We start from the raw sequence: 20,751 nt of genomic DNA, 5'->3' as shown, positions 1-20,751 counted from the left end.
GAAGTCACGGCATGGATCCTCGGGTCTGCGCCGTCGCTACGCTCCTTGCTTCGCCCGTGGATGACGACGGGATCGGCGTTTCAGCCAATCGCCAGGATATTCGATCCGTCTTGCAGATGCGTTGAACCACTAGTCCGCGCCATAGCAGCAGCCCGAAGTGCGCGGTGTTTCTCCGTCCAGAAGCGCTCGTCTACAACCCCTTGGCGATCTGACGGGCAATCGCTTCGGCCTGCAGGCCGGCGCTGTGAAAATAGCTGGTCAGACTTGGCCGCATGCCGATGAACCACAGGCCGGGCTGGCCGCTCGGGGTGCCGCCATTGGCCTTCGGCACGCCCTTGGCGTCGAGCACGCCGAGATCGCCCAGCATGGCCTCCAGGCCGGTGCGATAGCCGGTTGCCGCGATCACTACATCCGGCTCGAGCACCGTGCCGTCGTTCAGCCGCACGCCGGCGCCTTCGAAAGCCGCCACCGGCGCCACCACCGAAATCCGTCCGGCCTTCAGCGCTGCGACGGCGCCGTCGTCAATGGCAATAGCGATCTGCTCGACGCCGAGCCGGCTGGCGCCGCCCTTCGGCGCCGGCGGCAGGCCGAAGCGGGTGAGGTCGCCGAACACCAGCCGCTGCGTCGCGGCAATCGCGGCATCGGCAATCCACGTCGGCAGCATCGCCATGAAACCGCCGAAGCGCGCCACGGCGACCTTGCCGATCCGTTTCGGCATCAGCGACGGACCCTGCCTGGCTGACAAGCAGATGGCCTTTGTGTCGGCACGGGCGAGGTGGTTGAGCACGTCGAAGCCGGAATTTCCGGCCCCGACCACCAGCACGCTTTTGCCCACATAGTCCTGCGCTGTGCCGAAATCGGCGGCGTGGACAAGTTTGCCGGTGAAAGTCGCCTTGCCTTGCCAGTCCGGCGTCCATGGCAAGCGGTCGCGGCCGGTGGCGACGATGACATTGCGGGCGCTCAGCGTTTCCCGGCCCGTATGGACGAGCCAGCCATTGCCTCTGCGTCCGATCCGCTCGGCGGCGGTGCCGAATTCGACCCTTACGCCGCGCGCGCGGGCAAAATCCTCGAGATAACCGACGATGGCATCCTTGTTCGGAAAGGCGGCGGTGCGTGGCGGATAGGCAAGGCCGGGCAGGGCCGACAGCGCGCGATGCGTGTTGAGGGTCAGCTTCTCGTGCCGCCCTCGCCACGGTTCGGCGATCCGCGGCTCCTTTTCAAGCACGACGACCCGCACGCCGCGCCGGCCAAGCGCGTCGGCGGCCGCCAGCCCCGCCGCTCCGGCGCCGATGACGATAACCGTATAGTCGAGTCCTTTCGGCCCCGGGACGATAGGCATCGTTTCGCTTGTCGTAGCCGCCATTCGGTCGAGATTTCCTTTCAGGTGCGCCATGGGGACCCGTCCAATATGGCACGTCCCATATGGCACAGGGGCGATATGATCGATAATGAGGTCGCGTCAATGCGACTGATTCGAGGCCTTGGGGGCAAGCCTCTGTTTATCATCGGCACGCGGAAGCTCGACCATGCCCTCCTTGCGCATCTTTCTCGACAGACTGCTGGAGGGCGCCGCAGCCAAGGTGCCGCGCCAGGATTTTTCGCATGTCGAGCGGCTGGCGCTTGTCCGCCAGCACGGCGACTTCTCGCTGGCCTATTCGACCGCCGTGCAGCAAAAACTGTCCTATTTCGGCGACGCCGACGGCTACATCGCCTTCGGCACCAAGATGAAGCACCATTTCGCGCTAGGTGACCCGGTGGCCCATCCGGCCGATCGGTCCGACTATATCAGGCGCTTTGTCGAAGCCGCCGACAGCCCGTGGTTCGTGCAGATCGGCGAACCGACGGCGCGCGTGCTGTCCGGGCTCGGCTACCAGGTCAACCGTCTCGGCGTCGACACGCGGCTGGAACTGCCGGCTCACGATTTTTCCGGCAAGCGCAACGAAACCGTGCGCTATTCCGAACGCTGGCTCTTGAAGAAGGGGTTTTCCTTTGGCGAAGGAGCGGTCTATCTCGACGAGGTCCAGCGCCTGTCGCAGAACTGGCGGGCAGACCGCATCGTCAAGCGCTGGGAGATGGCGTTCCTCAACAGGCCCTTTGCCGATCATCTCGGCATCGATATGCGCCGTTTCGTGCTCTACAGCCCGGAAGGCGAGCTCGTCGCCCTGCTCGATTTCGATCCGATGTTCAGTGGCGGCAAGGTGATCGGCTACACCACCTCGTTCAAGCGCAAGCACATCGATGCCTCGCCGCATGCCGAAATCGGGCTGACCAAATTCGCCGTCGACCGGTTTCGCAATGAGGGCATTTCTGTCGTCACGCTCGGCCTGTCGCCGATGCTCGACGTCGGAGCCAACGGCTTTGCCGAATCGAGCTTCTGGCGCAACGCCTTCGAGCGGGCCTATGAGTCGCCCTGGGTCAACCGCAGCAAGTTCAACCTCAAGGGCCAGGCGGCGTTCAAGCGCCGCTTCCACGGCGTCGAGGAACCCACCTACATCGCCTTCCGCCAAGGCAGGCTGATCGAGATGCTGGGGTTGCTGCGCCTCATCAAGGCGATCTAGCAAGAAAACGCGACGCGCTTTAGAGCGGCAGGGTCAGTTGCGCAGCCGGTAGCCGGTGCGGAAGATCCAGGCGACGATGGCGATGCAGATGGCGAGGAACACCATCGTCATGCCCAGGCTGACGGCGACCGAGACATCGGACTTGCCGTAAAAGCTCCAGCGGAAACCGCTGATCAGGTAGACGACCGGGTTGAACAGCGTCACCGTGCGCCAGGTCTCGGGCAGCATGTTGATCGAATAGAAGCTGCCGCCGAGGAAGGTCAGCGGCGTGATGATCAACAGCGGCACCAGCTGCAATTGCTCGAAGCTTTTCGCCCATATGCCGATGATGAAGCCGAACAGGCTGAAGGTCACCGCCGTCAAGACAAGGAAGGCCAGCATCCAGAACGGATGCTGGATGGTGAGCGGCACGAACAGCGAGGCCGTCGCCAGGATGATCAAGCCGAGGATGATCGACTTGGTCGCGGCGCCGCCGACATAGGCGATGACGATCTCCAGATACGACACCGGCGCCGACAAGAGCTCGTAGATGGAGCCGACGAATTTCGGGAAATAGATGGCAAAGGAAGCGTTGGAGATCGACTGCGTCAACAGCGACAGCATGATCAGGCCGGGCACGATGAAGGCGCCGTAGCTGATGCCGTCGATCTCGGTGATGCGCGAGCCGATGGCCGAGCCGAAGACGACGAAATAAAGCGATGTCGAGATCACCGGCGAGACGATGCTCTGCAGCACGGTGCGGAACGCACGCGCCATCTCGACCCGGTAGATCGCCCATACTGCTCGCCAATTCATGGCTCTTGCCTCAACAGATTGACGAAGATCTCCTCGAGCGAGCTGTTTTGCGTATCCATGTCGCGGAACTGGATGCCGGCCGTCTCGAGTTCGCGCAGCAGCGATGCGACGCCGGGGCGTTCGCTCTGATTGTCATAGGTGTAGGTCAGCTGTGTGCCATCGCCCGACAGCTCCAACGCGTAGTGCGAGAATGCATCGGGAATGGCGGGGAGCGGGTTGCGCAATTCCACGATCAGGCGCTTGCGGCCGAGCTTGCGCATCAGTTCGGCCTTGCCCTCGACCAGGATGATCTCGCCGCGGTTGATGACGCCGACACGGTCGGCCATCGCCTCGGCCTCTTCGATATAGTGCGTGGTGAGGATGATGGTGACGCCATCGTCGCGCAACCGTCGCACCATCGCCCACATGTCCTGGCGCAGTTCGACGTCGACGCCGGCCGTCGGTTCGTCGAGGAACAGGATGCGCGGCTCATGCGACAGCGCCTTTGCAATCATCAGCCGCCGCTTCATGCCGCCCGACAGCGTGATCGCCTTGGCGTCCTTCTTGTCCCACAACGACAGGTCGCGCAGCACCTTTTCGACGAAGCCCGGATTGGGCGCCTTGCCAAACAGGCCGCGGCTGTAGGTGACGGTTGCCCAGACGCTCTCGAACGCATCGATGGTCAGCTCCTGCGGCACCAGCCCGATCAGGCTGCGCGCCGCGCGGTAGTCTCGGTTGATATCATGGCCGTCGACGGTCACCGTTCCCGACGAACGGTTGACGATGCCGCAGACGATCGAGATGAGCGTCGTCTTGCCGGCGCCGTTCGGCCCCAGCAGCGCGAAAATCTCGCCGCGTTCGATGTCGAGGTTGATTTCCTTCAGCGCCTTGAAGCCGGTGGCGTAGGTCTTGGTGACCCCGGAAATCGAAATGATGGAAGGCAAATTAGTGGAAGACATGAGGCCGAAAACGACTGTTTGAAAGAGGCGGGGATTATTATTGCGCTGAATGTCGGTGCGCACGGCGGGAAGTCAATGCCGCTGCTGACAATTGTGGACAAACGTTCCCCTCTTGCCGTTTCGTCATGGGGGTATCGGGGCACTGACGGATTGATCCCATCTGCTGCGACAACGCGCCCCGCGTGACGCCAAGCCGCTTTGACCGGACCGCATCCGCCGCCTATTCTGCGCCAACAAACAGCAGCCGGAGCCCGCATGGACCCGCTCATCCTGTCGCGAATGCAGTTCGGGGCGAATATCTCGTTCCACATCCTGTTTCCGACCATCACGATTGCGCTTGGCTGGGTGCTGCTGTTCTTCAAGCTCCGCTACAACACCACCAATGATTCCGCCTGGATGCGCGCCTATTTCACCTGGGTGAAAGTGTTCGCACTGTCCTTCGCCATGGGCGTGGTCTCCGGCGTCACCATGAGCTTCCAGTTCGGCACCAACTGGCCGGGCTATATGGAAAAGGTCGGCAACATCGCCGGGCCGCTGCTTGCCTACGAGATCCTCACCGCCTTCTTCCTCGAAGCGGCCTTCCTGGGCATCATGCTGTTCGGGTTCCGCCGCGTCTCCAACCGCGTCCACACGCTGGCGACGGTATTGGTCGCCGGCGGCACCACGCTGTCGGCCTTCTGGATCATTGCGCTGAACTCCTGGATGCAGACGCCGGCCGGCTTCGAGATGATCGATGGCAAGGCGCATCCCGTCGACTGGTGGGCGATCGTCTTCAACCCGTCCATGCCCTACCGTCTGACGCATATGCTGCTTGCCTCCGGCCTGACGGTGTCGTTCCTGATCGCCGGCCTGTCGGCGCTGCGCTACCTCACCGGCGACCGGTCGGAATCGATGTGGAAGGCGCTGCGCACCGGCGTCTTCACCGCCGCCATCCTGATCCCGATCCAGATCTTCGCCGGCGACCAGCACGGGCTGAATACGCTGGAGCACCAGCCGCAGAAGATCGCGGCCATGGAGGCCAACTGGAACACCGGCCCCAACGTGCCGCTGGTGCTGTTTGCGCTGCCCGACGAGGCGGCGAAGGAAAACAAATTCGAGATCGCCATTCCCGACGGCGCCAGCCTGGTGCTGCGTCACTCCACCAGCGGCATCGTGCCGGGGCTCAACGACTATCCCGGCCTGCATCCGCCGGTCTTCCCGGTGTTCTGGGGCTTCCGCATCATGGTCGGCACCGGCATTTTGATGCTCATCGTCTCGTGGTCGGCGACCTTCTTCCTCAAGCGCCGCCACAGCCTGCCGAGGCCGCTGGCCATGCTGATGGTGCCGATGGCGCTGTCGGGCTGGCTGGCGACGCTGGCCGGCTGGTACACCACCGAAATCGGCCGCCAGCCCTGGCTGGTCACCGGCGTGCTGAAAACCGCCGACGCTATCGGCCCGGTCGCCGGCAGCCATGTCGCGCTGACGCTCGCCATCTATCTCATCCTCTATGTGCTGCTGCTGATCGCCTATCTTGGCGTGCTGGTGCACCTGGCGCTGAAGGCCGCCAAGGACGGCGATACCTCGCCGCTGCCGGGCGTCATGAAGACGGCGATGTCGCAACCGGCCGCAGCGGAGTGAGGAATGGTCCGCGTAGCGGACGAAAAGCCAACGATTTGGCTTTCCGAATGACGAACGCCCGGAGCCATAGCGAAGGGCAGAACCGTTGATGAGAGGGATGACAGACCGATGAGCTTCGACTGGCCAACCGCGCTGCCCCTGATCTTCGCCGGCCTGATGGGCCTCGCCATCCTGATCTACGTCATTCTCGACGGTTTCGATCTCGGCATCGGCATCCTGTTCTCGGTCGCCGAAGATGCCGAGCAGGACACCATGATCGCGGCAATAGGCCCGTTCTGGGATGCCAACGAGACCTGGCTGGTGCTGGCCGTCGGCCTGCTCCTGGTCGCCTTCCCGCTGGCGCATGGCGTCATCCTCACCGCGCTCTACATTCCGGTCTTCGTGCTTTTGGTCGGCCTCATCCTGCGCGGCGTCGCCTTCGATTTCCGCGCCAAGGTGCCCGCCGGCAAGAAGCATCGCTGGAACCGCATTTTCTTCCTCGGTTCCGTCATCGCCTCGCTGGCGCAAGGCTATATGCTCGGCGTCTATGTGCTTGGCCTCGATGTCGGCTTTGGCGGCATCGCTTTCGGGGCGCTGGTGGCGCTCTGCCTGTCGGCGGCCTATGCAGCGATGGGCGCTGCCTGGGTCATCTACAAGACCGAGGGCGAATTGCAGAGGAAGGCGGTGGCCTGGCTGCGGACAGCCCTGGTGCTGACCGCGCTCGGCATGGCGGCGGTGTCGCTGGCGACCCCATTCGCCAGCCCGCGCATCTTCGCCAAATGGTTCGTCTGGCCCGAAATGCTCTTTCTGTCGCCGCTGCCGATCCTGTCGGCGCTGCTGTTCCTGTGGCTGTGGCGGCAGACCTTCCACCTGCCCAAGCCCGACGACCGCCATGCGCTGCGGCCGTTCCTGACGCTCGCCGCCATCTTCGCGCTCGGCTTTGCCGGGCTTGCCTGGTCGTTCTACCCCTTCGTGGTGCCCGAGAGGCTGACCATCTGGCAGGCGGCGTCGGCGACGGAAAGCCTGGCCATCATCCTCGCCGGCACGGTGGTCGTGCTGCCGGTGATCATCTTCTATTCGTTCTATGCGTATCGGGTGTTTGGGGGCAAGGCGACGGATCTGACGTATGATTGAAGGGGAGCTGATCTCCCCCCTTGAGGGGGAGATGGCCGGCAGGCCAGAGGGGGTCGCCGCGCGTGGAGCGCTAACCTTCTTCTGCCGCAGGAGGTCGCGTCCGGTCGGACCGACCCCCTCTGTCGCCTCCGGCGACATCTCCCCCTCGAGGGGGGAGATTAGGTGCTCAGCTCTTCCCCGCCAGCACGAGCACCGGCTTCTCGCTATACAACCCCGGGAACAGCGCCTTCAAATTCGCCACCTTGGGCAGGTCGTTGTAGACGATGTAGGGGTAGGTCGGGTTCAGCGTCAGAAAGTCCTGGTGATATTCCTCGGCCGGATAGAAGGTTTTGCCCGTCTCCAGCGTGGTGACGATGGGTTTTGAAAACACCTTGGCCTGGTCGAGCTGGGCGATGTAGCTCTGGGCGATCTTCTGCTGCTCGCCATTCTCGGCAAAGATGGTCGAGCGGTACTGGGTGCCCGAGTCCGGCCCTTGATAGTTCAGCTGCGTCGGGTTGTGGGCGACCGAGAAATAGACCTGCAGCAGCTGGCCGTAGGTCACCTTGGACGGATCGTAGGTGATCTCGACCGATTCGGCGTGGCCGGTGCGGCCGCTGCCGACCGTTTCGTAGACGGCGTCATCCTTGGCGCCGCCGGTGTAGCCGGAGACGGCCTTGGTCACGCCCTTGACGTGCTGGAACACGCCCTGCACGCCCCAGAAGCAGCCGCCGGCGAAGATAGCCTTCTCGCTGCCGCTGGCGGCCTTCTCGTCCACTGCCGGCGGCGGGATCACCACCGCGTCCTCGGCCGAACGCGCCGGGCTCTGCCAGAAGGCAGCCGCCGCGGCGGCGACGATGAGCGCGGCAAGCGCGCTCTTGAAGATCGGCGTTCTCGTCCTTGCAATCCCGGTCATGTCTGATCTCCTTGATGGTGGCGAAGACTATACGACAGAACGTCCCGCCTGGTTTCTCAAATTGCCGTGCGCCGGCCCGGCCATTGTGCGGCCGGGCCATGGGACCAAGCCTTATTGCGCGGGCGCCATGGCGTCCGCCGGCTTCATCGCATCCGTTGCGGGTTTCATGGCATCGGCCGGCTTCATGGCGTCGGTGGCGGGTTTCATCGCATTCGTCGCCATTGGGTCGGCGGGCTTCATGGCACCGGTCGCCGGCGCCATGGCATCGGTCGCGGGCTTCATCGCCTCGGTGGCCATCGCCGGCTTCATGGCGTTGGCCGCTTCGTCGGCACGGGCGCCGGCGGCGAAGGTGGTCATCGAAAGCGCAAAGGCGAGCGCGGTCAGGGTCTTGTTCATGATGGTATTTCCTCCTTGAAGAGGGCGCGCGGATGCGAGCCCGGTTATGCCGCGCTAGCGGCGTTGGGTAGAAAAAGAATCAGTCGGCTGCTGCAGCCAGGATCGGCCCACCGCCCTGCGCCTGCACCAACACCGCGGTGCTCAGCCCGCCGTTCGCCGCTGGCAGCGGCAGCGTGGTGGCGTCGCCGCTCCAGCTGCCGAGTTTCTCCAGCGAGTGCACGACATTGGCATGCGGCAGCGTGCGGCCGGTGTTCTCGCCGCGCGCCACCGGCACTTCGAGGACGCCCTTGTTGTAGCGGACCAGCCAGACATCGGCGCTGCCGGCCGGCGCGGAACCGGCGCCGATGCTGATCTTGCCGCCGTCGAGCGACAGCGTCGGCCCGTTCGTGCGGCCACTTGCGGAAATCAGCTGCTCGATCTCGCCTGATGCCGCGCCCACCGCATCGGCACCGCCATTGACCACCACCTGCGGCGTGAACGGGCCGGAGCGGCCGAGCGACGGCTCATAGCGCACCTGGCGCTGGGTGAATTCCTCGCGGCCGAAAATGTCCTTCCAGCCGAGATAGTCCCAGTAGGTGACGTTGAACGACAGCGCCAGAACGCCCGGCTCGTCCTTGACCTTGATCAGGTTGGCATTGGCCGGCGGGCAAGACGAACAGCCCTGGCTGGTGAACAATTCGACCACGGTGAGCGGCTGGGCGAAGGCGGTGCCGCCAAGCATCATCAGCGCCGCGCCTGCGGCGGCCAGCATGCCGGCGCGTTTTGGGTTAAGTCCAGTCATCGGGGGTCTCCGTTGCGGCGGGTTCTTCCCACACTTCGTCGCTGCCAGAGGCTTCGTTACATGGTTCACCGCTTCGTGATTGGGGCGGACGCGTCGTTGCCTTCTCCCCATGTGGGAGAAGGTGGATCGGTGCGAAGCGCCGAGACGGATGAGGGGTGTTCCAGCGGAGTGAGACGTTGGTTAATCTAACGTCATGCCACATCAGCCCGTCGCTCCTGCCAAACGAAACTTTGCCCGTTCGCTCCGACGTGAAATGACGGAGGCGGAAGACAAACTGTGGCACGAACTACGTGACCGCAGGCTCGATCGGATCAAATTTCGGCGCCAAGTTCCTGTTGGAAAATACGTTGCCGATTTCGCTTGTCTTGAATCACTCCTCATCATCGAGATCGATGGGAGTCAGCATGCGGACTCAGAGTCAGACCAGGCCCGTAGAACGGAACTGGAGGCGAGAGGCTTTCGTGTGTTGCGCTTTTGGAACGACGATGTCCTGAAAGACATGGACAGCGTCTGCACCACGATAATCGCTTATGTAAGGGATGTCAGTTTGCAGCCATGGCGGTGAAAGAACGCCGGCGTCAAGCTGGAACACCCCTCATCCGTCTCGGCGCTGCGCGCCGATCCACCTTCTCCCACAAGGGGAGAAGGCAAGGGCACCGCCACCCCGCTTGCCCCTGCAACCCGCCCCTGCTAAAGCCGCCCCATCATGAGCACGCCTCTCGACCACATCCGCAATTTCTCCATCGTCGCCCATATCGACCATGGCAAATCCACGCTTGCCGACCGGCTGATCCAGTCCACCGGCGGGCTGGAGCTGCGCGACATGAAGGAGCAGGTGCTGGACTCGATGGACATCGAGCGCGAGCGCGGCATCACCATCAAGGCGCAGACGGTGCGGCTGAAATACCGCGCCAACAATGGCGAGGACTATATCCTCAACCTCATCGACACGCCCGGCCATGTCGACTTCGCCTATGAAGTGTCGCGCTCGCTCGCCGCCTGCGAGGGTTCGCTGCTGGTCGTCGACGCCTCGCAGGGCGTCGAGGCGCAGACGCTGGCCAATGTCTACCAGGCCATCGACAACAACCACGAGATCGTCGTGGTGCTGAACAAGGTCGACCTGCCGGCCGCCGAGCCCGAGCGCATCCGCGAGCAGGTCGAGGAGGTCATCGGCATCGACGCCTCCAACGCCGTGCTGATCTCGGCCAAGACCGGCCTTGGCATTCCCGACGTGCTGGAAGCCATCGTCCACCAATTGCCGCCGCCGCGCGAGGGCGATGCCTCAGCACCGCTCAAAGCCATGCTGGTCGACAGCTGGTACGACGCCTATCTCGGCGTCATCGTGCTGGTGCGCATCATCGATGGGGTGCTGAAAAAGGGCGCGACCATCCGCATGATGGGCACTGGCGCCAAGCATCTGGTCGAGCGCACCGGCGTGTTCACGCCGGCCCGCATCAATGTCGACGAGCTCGGCCCCGGCGAGTTCGGCTTCTTCACCGGCTCGATCAAGGAAGTGGCCGACACACGCGTCGGCGACACCATCACCGAGGACAAGCGCCAGACGGCGCATGCGCTGCCCGGCTTCAAGCCGGCGCAGCCGGTGGTGTTTTGCGGCCTGTTCCCGGTCGACGCCGCCGACTTCGAGGATCTGCGCGCCGCCGTCGGCAAATTGCGCCTCAACGACGCCAGCTTCTCCTATGAAATGGAGACCAGTGCCGCGCTCGGCTTCGGCTATCGCTGCGGCTTCCTTGGCCTGCTGCACCTCGAAATCATCCAGGAGCGGCTGGAGCGCGAGTTCAACCTCGACCTCATTGCCACGGCGCCTAGCGTCGTCTACCGGCTGCTGCTCAATGACGGCTCGGTCAAGGAGTTGCACAACCCCGCCGACATGCCCGACGTGGTGAAAATCTCAGCCATCGAGGAGCCGTGGATCCGCGCCACGATTCTGACGCCGGACGACTATCTCGGCGGCATATTGAAGCTCTGCCAGGACCGGCGCGGCATCCAGGCCGACCTGTCCTATGTCGGCAAGCGCGCCATGCTGATCTACGACCTGCCGCTCAACGAAGTGGTTTTTGACTTCTATGATCGCCTAAAATCGATCTCCAAGGGCTACGCCTCCTTCGACTATCATCTGACCGACTACAAGGAAGGCGATTTGGTGAAGATGTCGATCCTGGTCAATGAAGAGCCGGTCGACGCGCTGTCCATGCTGGTCCACCGCACCGCGGCGGAAAAGCGCGGCCGCCAGATGTGCGAGAAGCTGAAGGAGCTGATCCCGAACCATTTGTTCAAGATCCCGATCCAGGCCGCCATCGGCGGCAAGGTCATCGCCCGCGAAACCATCTCGGCGCTGCGCAAGGATGTCACCGCGAAGTGCTATGGCGGCGACGTCTCGCGCAAACGCAAGCTGCTCGACAAGCAGAAAGAGGGCAAGAAGCGGATGCGCCAGTTCGGGAAGGTGGATATCCCGCAGGAGGCGTTTATTCAGGCGCTTAAGATGGGGGACTAACCGACGCTAATTCGGGATCGCCGCTAACACCCACTCGGTCTCAAATTTATTTAGGTGACTATCCCCACGTTCCGCAGCATCACGTATGCGCTTTGACAGCCGTGCGACCGTGTCATCTAGCAAATAGAACCGCTCGGAAATTTGAATGGGCACGCCTTGTTCGTCTAAATTCTTCAGGACCTCCGGACGAAACCATCTGGGCATCTCAGCAGTAAATAGTCCGTAGTTTGTGTTCGCATCCTTGCGTCGAGCAAACATCTCTACGACAGCAAATAGCTGAGGTAGGCCGTATTCACATGAACGCAAAAACTTAAAGATACTATCCTGATTGCTGTCTTGGCCTTTGTATGTTCTCGTATACCAGAAAAAGAACTCTTTAATTTGCCTATTCTTCCTTAGCTCGAAGAGATAAAATGTTAGTTGTTTGTGGCTGAACACACCAAAGCTCGATGGCTGCCGAACCTTGCAGATGATCTCACAGACTGCTCCTATTTGATTGTAGTCTGGATAACCGTGCCAAAAGATATCGGCTCCATTTCGAGCCGCGGCGTTGACGTACTGTCGCAAAGCAATAGCTTGATCGAGTCCGACTACCGAGGCGATCCGAAGCTCTTCTGGCGTAAGATTTAAGCGATCGGCAATATCATCGCGTCGATCTGTTAGCCGTGGGGACAGATCTTCGTCCGAAATGTGAACGACCAGCTCGTCGGGCGCCTCATCCAAATCTCCGAAGAGAGGCGGTTCGACCTCAACATCTAGGCGAGGCGGAGGAGAGTTGAATAGAAACACCGAGCCAACATAATGCTGTCCCAACCGCCCTGCTCGTCCACGAATATTTGAAAAGGTGAAGAAATCATAATCCTCCCTATTTATCTTTTTGTCATAAATGAGAACGGACTTCGCTGCGGTATTAACTCCCTCGATGAGGGTCGATGTACAAATGAGTATCGGGAGCTCCCCGTTGTTAAACATCCGTACGAATTGCGATGCGAGGGCTCTTGGTATGCGACCATGATGAACACCGATTCCCGCCGCGAGTGAGCGACTCAACGCCCAGCCCATGCCGAAATTCTCATCAAACCAAGTCGAAATTTCACTACCGTCGCCAACCACCTGTCCGCGCTCTGCCAACTGATCAGCTAGCGAATTCGCGCGATCTGGCGACGAAACAAAGATCAGTGCAGGCCAATTTCCTTTCTCGAAAGCCTCTTTGGCAAGCCGATCCTCTTTGTTGTCGATGTTGGCCAAATCAAAAGTGTCAACCGCGACGGTGGAAAAGCGAGTCCTGAGAAATTCGAACCTCCATCGGCTATCGGTGGAGAACCGAACGCCTTCAATATTTGGGCCGAGAAAAAAGAATTGGTTTGCGCGGCGTAGAAGCTGATATACGGCGGCATTCAGGGTCATGCTACGATCGTCTTGGCGGTTTGGGTCGAGTTTGTAAAATTCGTCAACTATGGCGATGTCGAGGCGCCCAAGATCCTTTCTGTTGATCAGCCTTTCCTGCGTTCCCAAAAAAATTACATTGCCTGGCGGTGCCACTTCGGAGTGATACATAACTATCGGGTACCGCTCAGAAAATCTGCTAACCAGGCGTCGACGAAATTCGTCAAGCAAGGCGATTGTTGGAAGAACGATCGCAACCCTCTCATATTTTCCAGAAGCGATAAGTGCATCGATAAGCAAGCTCTTCCCGAAGCTTGTGGGCGCGCTCAGAATAAGGTTCTTCCCGGAGAGCAACGTGTTCAACGCTGCGACCTGCTCACGATGGAGCGTTACCCCTCCGAGTGCGGGAACGGTGACTGCCTCAGCTATGATTTCGTCTCTTACATCGGCAGTGTCGGTGTCGATATAATTCCATAGGCCTGCGGATCGAGCGAGCGTGCTGAAAATTTCGCGATACGAAAACAGCTCCTTTTTCTCTTGTATGAGCTTGGCTAGGCGAGGAACAGAACCTGTGACGTCGGGATCGTCAATCTCACGTTCCTGTATTGCGCCAGCTATATCTCGAATTAGAGAGAAAACGCGGCTCTTGAGGGCGTCGCCTGCCAAAAGTTGCAGCTCTTCCCAACCCTGCTGGGTAATCATGGCTGTAAGCCCTTCAATCGCCTATCAAATTCGTCTAAAAGAACGTCCTTGTTTAATAGCGGTATGTAGATGAGTACAATCTTGAGTGTGCGAGGCAAGTCAGAGGCAGCCACTTTGCTGGCCAACTTGTCGAGTTCTCTGGATACAGCAGATCGATAGGTATCGTTTAACTCCGTAGCAATCGACAACGCGTCGCTATTCGATGCAATGCCAATGACGAAAACCGAAGCTCGAAGAAAATAGTCGAGGCTCGTTTGAGATTTGAAAAGGTGGATGATCTCGTCGTAGTGAGGTGCGGCTCGAGAAATTTGGGGGCCAAGCAAAAGTTTCTCATTTGTGAGAAACCCTTGTTTGATATGAGCCCCCACCGAAGATATCGCATCCGAAATCGCGTCCGAAGAGTTTGTGAACAATTTTGATTCACCCAACCATAGTTCAAGGTCACCCCCCAATGGAAATCTGGCGTGAACCATGTCGAACGACTTAACAACGTCGTTCGACGCGTTCTTATAGAAGACTCGGGGGGCAATTGGCATGGTATCGAAATAGTCACGACACACCGCATGCAAAGCGATCTCCCCAGCTTCGCCACGTTTTTTGTATTTAGCACTGGTATACACGCGGGCTGCAGCTTGCTGCAACTTTACGTATATATTACCGTGACTTACGTTAAGTTCGCTTTCAGCTAAAGCGTAGTCAGGAAGCCATTCAATCAGGTGATTGACAAATGGCTTGCACCTCCAAGCCTGCAGCTCAAATCCCGCACAGCATGCACTCCTAGAAGGAGATTGGATTTCGTCAAAAACAATCCTCTCCAGGAAACGCTCCGGCTTGATACTATAGATGTTCACGCAACACATCCCCCCCAGATGGCCAGCGAATCGGCACTCTAGGGTATAGCTTATTAAGCGCAATGTTTAGCACGAAAGAGTGCTCTGTACTTTCGGGAGATCTGAGTCGTGTCAGACCATCAGGCAGTAGACTCTGTCTCCTGACAGTGTGGTGTCAGGGGATATTGATCGCAATGGCTTGTAGCCGGGCAAGATTGCGGCGGAGTGGGCGGGCAAGTTCTAATCGGCTACGCAAGGAACCAGGACCATCTCGGACGGTCGAGCTAAGACGCTCTTAAGGAAAATCTATGAGAGCGCTGCGCCCTGAGAGGTATTCTCTTCCCGGCTTGGGGACACACCACATGCGCACCACATCCGACACCATCGCCGCATTCGGCCTCGCCATAGGCGGCGCCTTCGGCCTAGCCGGCACCTTCGTCGCCGCGCTCCGCTGCGCGAAACGCTCTGGACGATCGACGGCGTGGCGCTCGTGGTGGCGACCGCACTGCTGACCATGAAATACCAGCGGCTGGGCAATGACTGTGTCGCGGCCGGGGTCTTCACCTTCCTTGCCGGTGAGACCTTGATCATATCAGGCAATGCGACGGGGCTGGAGGCCAGCGTGCCCTCGTAGTCGGCGGCATCTCGCTTTGGGCGGCGGCGCTCTTCCTGATCGCCGCGGCGAATACCTTTGCGCCCTGGATGCGGCTCACCGGCGCGCCATCCTGTTCGTCGTGACGGTGGGCATGGTGGGGCGCGCCCTTGCTGCCGACCTCGGCGCCGCTGCCCGCCGCCGGCTATCCGTTTCCTGGTGCTGACTTTTGCAGGCTGGATCTGGACGTTGCTGAAGTCGCCGAGGTGATTGACGCGATCCGGCGGCTGGCTCCGCATGTGAAGGTGGGGCGCTGACTTTTCCTTCCCCCCTTGTGGGGGAAGGTGGATCGGCGCGATAGCGCCGAGCCGGATGAGGGGTGTTCCAGCGGAGTGAGACGCTTGCGTTCCCTGGAACACCCCTCATCCGACCTCGCTTCGCGAGGCCACCTTCTCCCACAGGGGGAGAAGGGAAGATGGCGCTTCTTCCCCGACCATGCGAGCGTGCGTCTCCGATTCGGAAACCCGCCGCCATGCTCCGCCTCACCCTTGCCGCCCTTCTCATCGCCACCCCGGCGCATGCCGCCGATATGGCGTTCTTCGTCAAGAATTTGCGCAAGCAGGCGGTGGCGGTGGAGCTGTTCAGCCGGGACCGCAAGATGTCGTGGCCGGGCGGCGACCAGGTGTTTCTGATCGAGCCCAGCTCGCAGAAATCGGTGCCGATCTCGTGCAATCCGGGCGAAAACATCTGCTACGGCGCCTGGGTGAACGGCAATGATGCGATTTCGGCCGGGGTGGGGCCGGATAATGACCAGCCTTGCGATACGTGCTGTTTCATCTGTGTGGAGAAAACGACCGAGACGATCGATCTGGTGGAGTGAGGGGCGGGGCGCCGAAGCTGCTGATCTCCCCCCTCGTGGGGGAGATGTCCGGCAGGACAGAGGGGGGCGCGAAGGATCGCCAGCATATGGATCAGCAAGCCTAAAATTGAAATAACGCGGCTGCAGGAATGAGAGGTCGGCGGGACAGCGCCCCCCTCTGCCTTGCCAGGCATCTCCCCCACGAGGGGGGAGATCAGCAGCTCCACCAACCTCTCCCAATCCCCCCAAAATCAGTCACGCCCCGCCCTTCAATGTCAGCCGCCATCATGCGATGCTGATTCCCTCGGCCGGGGGGCCGATTTGCCTCGGGGGAACACCATGTCTTTCACTTGTCTGCGCCGCGTCGTCGCGCTCTCGCTGGCCGCGCTGTTTGCGCCGGCCGCGCACGCCGCCGACATCACCTTCGCCGTCAAGAACAGCCATCCCAACGCCATGCGCCTCGAGCTCTACAGCCAGGACCGCGACTATGTCTGGCCGGGCAATGACAAGGATTTTTATCTCGACGATGGCGAGACCAAACAGATCCCGGTCTCGTGCGACGAAGGCGAGTCCATCTGCTACGGCGCCTGGGTCGACGGCGACGAGGGAACCTATTGGGGCGTCGGCCCCAACAACAAGGAAAGATGCGAGGATTGCTGCTACACCTGCAATGGCGGCGAGACGGAGGAAATTGAACTGACGCCGTAGGAAGTACAACCAATCTCCCCCCAAGTGGGGGAGATGTCCGGCAGGACAGAGGGGGGCGCCATAGAGCGCAAGCCTCCGCACCACCGAGCATCGTAATGCCGCACACGCCTCTACCGCCTCGACATCGCGCAAACGCCAGATCGATGCGCAAAGTCCTGACCCCAGCCGAACTCAAGCTCTGGAACGAACTTCGTGCCCACCGGCTGATGGGGCTTGGCTTCCGGCGACAATTTCCGATTGCCGCCTACATCGTCGATTTCGCTTGCCCGGAGAAGAAGCTGGTCATCGAAGTCGATGGCTCCCAGCATGCGGACGCCGGCGCGGCTCCCGGTGATGAAACGCGGACATCGCACCTCGAACAAGATGGCTGGACCGTCCTGCGGTTCTGGAATGACGACGTCATCCGCGACGTCGACAATGTCTGCCAGCATATTGTGATTGCGGCTGGGCTTGGAGGCGCATCCTGAACCGTGCCGGTGCTGGGCTTTAGGCAGGGAAAGGTCGGCGGGACAGCCCTGGCCTGCCGGCCATCTCCCCCACGAGGGGGGAGATCGGGTTCCGCCTTGGCTTTCGCCAATTATCCCAGCAACGCCCTTTGACGCTTCGGGCCGCCCGCCTTGCGCCAGGAATTGAACCGGTGCGTCGCGGCGGCAAACGAGATCTTCATCTGCTGGGCGACCGAGTAGCGCGACTTGCCTTCGTCGAACAGGCGGTAGCAGCATTCGACGCCCTCCTCGGTCAGTTTGCCGTCGGGCGCCTTGTTGTGCGGATTGGCGGGGTCGAATTTTTCGACCTGCTGTTCGACCAGGCCTTTCAGCCGTTGCAAATCGGCCTCGATGCTGGCGATCAGATCGAGGATGGGTTTCGGATCGAAGTGGTCGTGCGGCTTTGCCGTCATCTTGCTCATGCCTTTCGCTTGCGTATCGCGACCGATATAGGCGAACATTTGCTGATAATGAAGGGCGCGTTGCAATCCGGCGCTTCAACATTTCTTGACTGGTGATTGACCGCGGAGACTGCAGCGCCTAGTTTAGAATTGTTCTAAACTGGGGTGAATTTCTCATGCTTTCCCGTGTCTTCGGTTTCGGCCGCCGTCCTTTCGAAACGCTGTCGGAACAGGAGATCCTGGCCCTGGCAATTTCGTCCGAAGAGGATGACGGGCGCATCTACCGCGCCTATGCCGACGGGCTGGCGGACAGTTTTCCGCAATCGGCGAAAGTGTTCGAGGCGATGGCGGAGGAGGAGGACGGGCATCGCGATTCCCTGATCGAGCTCTACCGCAAACGTTTCGGCGAGCGCATTCCGCTGCTGCGCCGCGAGCACGTGAAAGGCTATTACGAGCGCAAGCCCGACTGGCTGGTGCGGCCGCTGGGCATCGAGCATGTGCGCCGCCAAGCCGAAGCGATGGAGCGGCAGGCCTATCGCTTCTATGTCGAGGCGGCCAAGCGCACCGGCGACGCCTCGACGCGGAAACTGCTCAACGACCTTGCAGCGGCCGAGCAAAGCCATGAGAATTCGGCGCATCGGCTGGAGCAGAAACTTGTGCCGGGCGAGGTCAAGGACGAGGAAGCCAGCGCCGAGCAGCGCCAGTTCATCCTGACCTATGTGCAGCCGGGACTGGCCGGGCTGATGGACGGCTCGGTGTCGACACTGGCGCCGATCTTTGCCGCCGCGTTTGCCACGCACGACACCTGGCAGACGCTGCTGGTCGGCCTCGCCGCCTCGATCGGCGCCGGCATTTCGATGGGCTTTACCGAAGTCGCTTCGGACGACGGCAAGCTGTCGGGGCGTGGCTCGCCCATCAAGCGCGGCCTGACTGTCGGCATCATGACGACGCTGGGTGGCCTCGGCCACGCGCTGCCTTACATCATCCCGCATTTCTGGACGGCGACGGCGGTGGCGGCCGTGGTGGTGTTCTTCGAATTGTGGGCGATCGCCTTCGTGCAGAACCGCTACATGCAAACCCCGTTCCTGCGCGCGGCGTTTCAGGTGGTGCTGGGCGGGGCGCTGGTGTTTGCGGCCGGGGTGCTGATCGGGAATGCATGAGCTCCTCTCCTTCCCCCCTTGTGGGGGAAGGTGGATCGGCGCGTAGCGCCGAGACGGATGAGGGGTGTTCCAGCGGAGTGAGACGTTGGCAACTATGCCGCCGTTTCGGTTCGATTGGGGCGTCTCGCCAAGCTGGAACACCCCTCATCCGTCGCCTTCGGCGACACCTTCTCCCACAAGGGGAGAAGGGGGAGCTCTACCCGTTCACATCCCTGCTATCCCTAGGCGCCTCATCCCGCTCCGTCAGCCCGTAATCCCGCACCACATGCGCAATGCGCAGCCGGTAGCCGGCAAATATTCCGCCGCGGCCCGCATGCTGCGCCTGCCGGTGCTCTTCCGTGTTGCGCCAGGCTTTCACCGCTTCCTCATCGCGCCAGAAGGACAGTGACAGGACCCGGTTGGGATCGCCCAGGCTCTGGAAGCGCTCGATCGAGATGAAACCGTCTATGCCGTCGAGCAGCGGCCTGAGTTCCGCAGCGATGCCGAGATAGGCATCGCGCTTTCCCTCAGCCGGTTGCACCTCGAAGATGACAGCGATCATATCTCCTCCTTGACCGCGGTCTGGAACAGCTGCCGCGGTCCATGCGGCCCCGACACCAGCTTCAGGAAGATGCGGTCCTCTTTCAAGATGAACTTTTCGCGGCGGGCGAATTCGTAATTGGCCTTGCCCGCCGGATCCGCGGCGAGACGGGCGCGATATGCTTCGTAGGCGGCGAGGCTGTCGATGCTGTAGGCGGCGTAGGCGGTGGTGGCCGAGCCCTCATGCGGGGCGTAGTAGCCGATCAGATCGGCGCCGCAGCGCGGGATCGCCTGGCCCCAGGCCTTGGCATATTGCTCGAAGGCCGGCTTGCCGAACGGGTCGATCTCATAGCGGATGAAGCAGGTGATGGTCATCGTGATCTCCTTGGGTTTCGCATCGATAGTTCGAGCGGCGTCGAAACGTTGTGCCGCAGGGTCTGCTAAGCAAAAGCGCTGGCGGTCAGGCCTGCCAGAAGGATTTTGCGCATTCGCGGCGCACATCCTCACGGGTCAGGCCGAGATCGCGCAGCAGATGGTCGTCGACCTCCGCGAGGTCTAGCCGCTGCAGATGGCGGTCGTACCAGCGGGCGAGAAGCCGCCGTTACAGCCAGGTGACGAACGGGAACGGCCGGCGGCTGGCGAGTGGGGCGGAAGCGGTTGGCATCGGCGTTCTCCTTGATCCCGCCCGACAATAATGCTTATCTGACGAGAATGCTTCGATGGAGGCCTAACTATGCGTGAAGGACCCGACATTGCCCGCATCGCCAGCCTGGTCGGCGATCCGGCGCGGGCAAACATGCTGAATGCGCTGATGGGCGGCACGGCTTTGACGGCGAGCGAACTGGCGCTGGAGGCCGGCGTCTCGCTGCCGACGGCGTCCTCGCATCTGTCGAAACTGATGGAGGGCGGGCTTTTAACTTTGGCCAGCCAGGGACGGCATCGCTATTACGGCCTCGCCGGGCCGCAGGTTGCCGGCATGATCGAGGCGATCACCGGGGTGGCCGAAGCGGTCGGCCCCAAGCGGGTGCGGCCCGGCCCGCGCGACGGCGCCATGCGCGTGGCCCGCGTCTGCTACGACCACCTCGCCGGCGAGCAGGCGGTGGCGATGCTGGACCGGTTCGTCGCGCGCGGCATCCTGTTGCGCGACGACAATGAGATCAGGCTCGGGGAGATCCGGCTCGGGCCGTCGGCAGCATCGCATTTTTCCGCCATCGGCATCGATGTCGGCGCCAAGCCGCGCCGGCCGGTCTGCCGCGCCTGTCTCGACTGGAGCGTGCGCCGCTCGCACCTCGCGGGAACGCTCGGCGCGGCTATTCTGGACAAGATCCTGTCGGAGAAATGGGCAAGGCGGGAGAAGGACAGCCGCGCGGTGGTGTTTTCACCGCCGGGGAAGCAGGCGTTCGAGCGGGTGTTTTTGGGTTAGTTTGCAGGCGCTAATTGGGCGACGCTGGTGGGACAGCACCCCCCTCTGTCCTGCCGGACAGAGGGGGGTGTGACGGAACGCTTG

The 20,751-nt window shown here is 61.5% G+C and carries 24 protein-coding genes; 12 read left to right on the top strand and 12 right to left on the bottom strand.

Annotated elements, in window-relative coordinates:
• Positions 1-190: 190 nt before the first annotated feature.
• Complete coding sequence (locus tag NKH54_RS20850; protein WP_156933273.1) at positions 191-1,339, bottom strand: flavin-containing monooxygenase; 1,149 nt, start codon at positions 1,337-1,339, stop codon at positions 191-193.
• Positions 1,340-1,526: 187 nt separating this feature from the next.
• Here NKH54_RS20850 and NKH54_RS20845 point away from each other — a divergent pair, with 187 nt between their 5' ends.
• Entirely contained in the window at positions 1,527-2,558 is a 1,032-nt protein-coding gene (locus tag NKH54_RS20845) for a phosphatidylglycerol lysyltransferase domain-containing protein (RefSeq protein WP_023687523.1), read from the top strand.
• A gap of 33 nt (positions 2,559-2,591) precedes the next feature.
• On the opposite strand, the gene NKH54_RS20840 is transcribed toward NKH54_RS20845, so the two are convergent.
• Both NKH54_RS20840 and NKH54_RS20835 read right to left on the bottom strand, forming a co-directional pair.
• Entirely contained in the window at positions 2,592-3,353 is a 762-nt protein-coding gene (locus NKH54_RS20840; protein WP_023681263.1) for an ABC transporter permease, read from the bottom strand.
• Positions 3,350-4,276: an ABC transporter ATP-binding protein gene (locus tag NKH54_RS20835; RefSeq protein WP_023687524.1), complete on the bottom strand. Its 927-nt coding sequence runs from the start codon at positions 4,274-4,276 to the stop codon at positions 3,350-3,352. Before NKH54_RS20835 ends, NKH54_RS20840 begins: the two co-directional genes overlap by 4 nt.
• Positions 4,277-4,546: 270 nt before the next feature.
• Here NKH54_RS20835 and NKH54_RS20830 point away from each other — a divergent pair, with 270 nt between their 5' ends.
• The gene (locus NKH54_RS20830) at positions 4,547-5,908 is read left to right on the top strand and encodes a cytochrome ubiquinol oxidase subunit I (protein ID WP_023687525.1); all 1,362 of its coding nucleotides are present in this window, start codon (positions 4,547-4,549) and stop codon (positions 5,906-5,908) included.
• A 108-nt stretch (positions 5,909-6,016) separates the two neighbouring features.
• On the top strand, positions 6,017-7,021 hold the full coding sequence (locus tag NKH54_RS20825; RefSeq protein WP_023687526.1) for a cytochrome d ubiquinol oxidase subunit II: 1,005 nt from the start codon (positions 6,017-6,019) through the stop codon (positions 7,019-7,021).
• Positions 7,022-7,187: 166 nt separating this feature from the next.
• On the opposite strand, the gene msrA is transcribed toward NKH54_RS20825, so the two are convergent.
• The 3 genes from msrA to NKH54_RS20810 form a co-directional block, all read right to left on the bottom strand.
• Positions 7,188-7,913: a peptide-methionine (S)-S-oxide reductase MsrA gene (gene msrA / locus NKH54_RS20820; RefSeq protein WP_023703867.1), complete on the bottom strand. Its 726-nt coding sequence runs from the start codon at positions 7,911-7,913 to the stop codon at positions 7,188-7,190.
• A 111-nt stretch (positions 7,914-8,024) separates the two neighbouring features.
• On the bottom strand, positions 8,025-8,309 hold the full coding sequence (locus tag NKH54_RS20815; RefSeq protein WP_023703868.1) for a hypothetical protein: 285 nt from the start codon (positions 8,307-8,309) through the stop codon (positions 8,025-8,027).
• A 79-nt stretch (positions 8,310-8,388) separates the two neighbouring features.
• Positions 8,389-9,090: a DUF1223 domain-containing protein gene (locus NKH54_RS20810; RefSeq protein ID WP_353028808.1), complete on the bottom strand. Its 702-nt coding sequence runs from the start codon at positions 9,088-9,090 to the stop codon at positions 8,389-8,391.
• Positions 9,091-9,283: 193 nt separating this feature from the next.
• Here NKH54_RS20810 and NKH54_RS20805 point away from each other — a divergent pair, with 193 nt between their 5' ends.
• Positions 9,284-9,655, top strand: a complete 372-nt coding sequence (locus NKH54_RS20805) for an endonuclease domain-containing protein (protein WP_023681256.1) — start codon at positions 9,284-9,286, stop codon at positions 9,653-9,655.
• Positions 9,656-9,796: 141 nt separating this feature from the next.
• Entirely contained in the window at positions 9,797-11,602 is a 1,806-nt protein-coding gene (gene lepA / locus NKH54_RS20800; protein WP_023673259.1) for a translation elongation factor 4, read from the top strand.
• Positions 11,603-11,608: 6 nt separating this feature from the next.
• On the opposite strand, the gene NKH54_RS20795 is transcribed toward lepA, so the two are convergent.
• Both NKH54_RS20795 and NKH54_RS20790 read right to left on the bottom strand, forming a co-directional pair.
• On the bottom strand, positions 11,609-13,690 hold the full coding sequence (locus tag NKH54_RS20795) for a DEAD/DEAH box helicase (protein ID WP_353028807.1): 2,082 nt from the start codon (positions 13,688-13,690) through the stop codon (positions 11,609-11,611).
• Positions 13,687-14,541 carry a HamA C-terminal domain-containing protein gene (locus NKH54_RS20790; protein WP_353028806.1) on the bottom strand — a complete coding sequence of 285 codons (855 nt, stop codon included), beginning with the start codon at positions 14,539-14,541 and terminating at the stop codon, positions 13,687-13,689. Before NKH54_RS20790 ends, NKH54_RS20795 begins: the two co-directional genes overlap by 4 nt.
• A 460-nt stretch (positions 14,542-15,001) precedes the next feature.
• Here NKH54_RS20790 and NKH54_RS20785 point away from each other — a divergent pair, with 460 nt between their 5' ends.
• The 5 genes from NKH54_RS20785 to NKH54_RS20765 all read left to right on the top strand — a co-directional run bounded on the left by NKH54_RS20785 (position 15,002) and on the right by NKH54_RS20765 (position 17,146).
• Entirely contained in the window at positions 15,002-15,154 is a 153-nt protein-coding gene (locus NKH54_RS20785; RefSeq protein WP_353028805.1) for a hypothetical protein, read from the top strand.
• Between the two features lie 128 nt (positions 15,155-15,282).
• A complete protein-coding gene (locus tag NKH54_RS20780; RefSeq protein WP_353028804.1) occupies positions 15,283-15,429 on the top strand; it encodes a hypothetical protein in 147 nt (48 codons plus the stop codon).
• Between the two features lie 158 nt (positions 15,430-15,587).
• A complete protein-coding gene (locus NKH54_RS20775) occupies positions 15,588-15,992 on the top strand; it encodes a hypothetical protein (RefSeq protein WP_353028803.1) in 405 nt (134 codons plus the stop codon).
• Positions 15,993-16,310: 318 nt separating this feature from the next.
• A complete protein-coding gene (locus NKH54_RS20770; RefSeq protein ID WP_352652511.1) occupies positions 16,311-16,679 on the top strand; it encodes a hypothetical protein in 369 nt (122 codons plus the stop codon).
• Positions 16,680-16,774: 95 nt separating this feature from the next.
• Positions 16,775-17,146 carry an endonuclease domain-containing protein gene (locus NKH54_RS20765; RefSeq protein ID WP_352652512.1) on the top strand — a complete coding sequence of 124 codons (372 nt, stop codon included), beginning with the start codon at positions 16,775-16,777 and terminating at the stop codon, positions 17,144-17,146.
• A gap of 110 nt (positions 17,147-17,256) precedes the next feature.
• Here the strand turns inward: NKH54_RS20765 and NKH54_RS20760 are convergent, their stop codons facing one another.
• Positions 17,257-17,577: a hypothetical protein gene (locus tag NKH54_RS20760; RefSeq protein WP_031209595.1), complete on the bottom strand. Its 321-nt coding sequence runs from the start codon at positions 17,575-17,577 to the stop codon at positions 17,257-17,259.
• Positions 17,578-17,741: 164 nt separating this feature from the next.
• On the opposite strand from NKH54_RS20760, the gene mbfA reads away from it, so the two are divergent.
• Positions 17,742-18,725, top strand: a complete 984-nt coding sequence (gene mbfA, locus NKH54_RS20755; protein ID WP_353028802.1) for an iron exporter MbfA — start codon at positions 17,742-17,744, stop codon at positions 18,723-18,725.
• A 196-nt stretch (positions 18,726-18,921) separates the two neighbouring features.
• Here mbfA and NKH54_RS20750 read toward each other — a convergent pair whose 3' ends face one another.
• The 3 genes from NKH54_RS20750 to NKH54_RS20740 all read right to left on the bottom strand — a co-directional run bounded on the left by NKH54_RS20750 (position 18,922) and on the right by NKH54_RS20740 (position 19,812).
• The gene (locus NKH54_RS20750; protein WP_353028801.1) at positions 18,922-19,266 is read right to left on the bottom strand and encodes an antibiotic biosynthesis monooxygenase family protein; all 345 of its coding nucleotides are present in this window, start codon (positions 19,264-19,266) and stop codon (positions 18,922-18,924) included.
• Entirely contained in the window at positions 19,263-19,619 is a 357-nt protein-coding gene (locus NKH54_RS20745) for an NIPSNAP family protein (protein ID WP_023692959.1), read from the bottom strand. The genes NKH54_RS20750 and NKH54_RS20745 overlap by 4 nt, the downstream gene beginning before the upstream one ends.
• 85 nt (positions 19,620-19,704) lie before the next feature.
• Positions 19,705-19,812 (bottom strand): DUF1127 domain-containing protein, encoded by a 108-nt coding sequence (locus NKH54_RS20740; RefSeq protein ID WP_353028860.1) that lies wholly within the window; start codon positions 19,810-19,812, stop codon positions 19,705-19,707.
• Positions 19,813-19,977: 165 nt separating this feature from the next.
• On the opposite strand from NKH54_RS20740, the gene NKH54_RS20735 reads away from it, so the two are divergent.
• Positions 19,978-20,667, top strand: coding sequence for an ArsR/SmtB family transcription factor (locus NKH54_RS20735; RefSeq protein WP_023732798.1), 690 nt, complete (start codon positions 19,978-19,980; stop codon positions 20,665-20,667).
• Positions 20,668-20,751: the final 84 nt, after the last annotated feature.

Origin of the sequence: Mesorhizobium sp. M1004 (assembly GCF_040318795.1) — a bacterium.
Classification (GTDB): domain Bacteria; phylum Pseudomonadota; class Alphaproteobacteria; order Rhizobiales; family Rhizobiaceae; genus Mesorhizobium.
Note: the sequence above shows the minus strand (reverse complement) of the source record. Positions and strands in the feature narration are given on the sequence as shown.

Coding starts and splice junctions, on each gene's coding strand:
- NKH54_RS20850 (WP_156933273.1), bottom strand. CDS start 1,339: ATGCCTATCGTCCCGGGGCCGAAAGGACTCGACTATACGGTTATCGTC.
- NKH54_RS20845 (WP_023687523.1), top strand. CDS start 1,527: ATGCCCTCCTTGCGCATCTTTCTCGACAGACTGCTGGAGGGCGCCGCA.
- NKH54_RS20840 (WP_023681263.1), bottom strand. CDS start 3,353: ATGAATTGGCGAGCAGTATGGGCGATCTACCGGGTCGAGATGGCGCGT.
- NKH54_RS20830 (WP_023687525.1), top strand. CDS start 4,547: ATGGACCCGCTCATCCTGTCGCGAATGCAGTTCGGGGCGAATATCTCG.
- NKH54_RS20825 (WP_023687526.1), top strand. CDS start 6,017: ATGAGCTTCGACTGGCCAACCGCGCTGCCCCTGATCTTCGCCGGCCTG.
- msrA (WP_023703867.1), bottom strand. CDS start 7,913: ATGACCGGGATTGCAAGGACGAGAACGCCGATCTTCAAGAGCGCGCTT.
- NKH54_RS20815 (WP_023703868.1), bottom strand. CDS start 8,309: ATGAACAAGACCCTGACCGCGCTCGCCTTTGCGCTTTCGATGACCACC.
- NKH54_RS20810 (WP_353028808.1), bottom strand. CDS start 9,090: ATGACTGGACTTAACCCAAAACGCGCCGGCATGCTGGCCGCCGCAGGC.
- NKH54_RS20805 (WP_023681256.1), top strand. CDS start 9,284: ATGCCACATCAGCCCGTCGCTCCTGCCAAACGAAACTTTGCCCGTTCG.
- lepA (WP_023673259.1), top strand. CDS start 9,797: ATGAGCACGCCTCTCGACCACATCCGCAATTTCTCCATCGTCGCCCAT.
- NKH54_RS20795 (WP_353028807.1), bottom strand. CDS start 13,690: ATGATTACCCAGCAGGGTTGGGAAGAGCTGCAACTTTTGGCAGGCGAC.
- NKH54_RS20775 (WP_353028803.1), top strand. CDS start 15,588: ATGGCGCTTCTTCCCCGACCATGCGAGCGTGCGTCTCCGATTCGGAAA.
- NKH54_RS20770 (WP_352652511.1), top strand. CDS start 16,311: ATGTCTTTCACTTGTCTGCGCCGCGTCGTCGCGCTCTCGCTGGCCGCG.
- NKH54_RS20765 (WP_352652512.1), top strand. CDS start 16,775: ATGCCGCACACGCCTCTACCGCCTCGACATCGCGCAAACGCCAGATCG.
- NKH54_RS20760 (WP_031209595.1), bottom strand. CDS start 17,577: ATGACGGCAAAGCCGCACGACCACTTCGATCCGAAACCCATCCTCGAT.
- mbfA (WP_353028802.1), top strand. CDS start 17,742: ATGCTTTCCCGTGTCTTCGGTTTCGGCCGCCGTCCTTTCGAAACGCTG.
- NKH54_RS20750 (WP_353028801.1), bottom strand. CDS start 19,266: ATGATCGCTGTCATCTTCGAGGTGCAACCGGCTGAGGGAAAGCGCGAT.
- NKH54_RS20745 (WP_023692959.1), bottom strand. CDS start 19,619: ATGACCATCACCTGCTTCATCCGCTATGAGATCGACCCGTTCGGCAAG.
- NKH54_RS20735 (WP_023732798.1), top strand. CDS start 19,978: ATGCGTGAAGGACCCGACATTGCCCGCATCGCCAGCCTGGTCGGCGAT.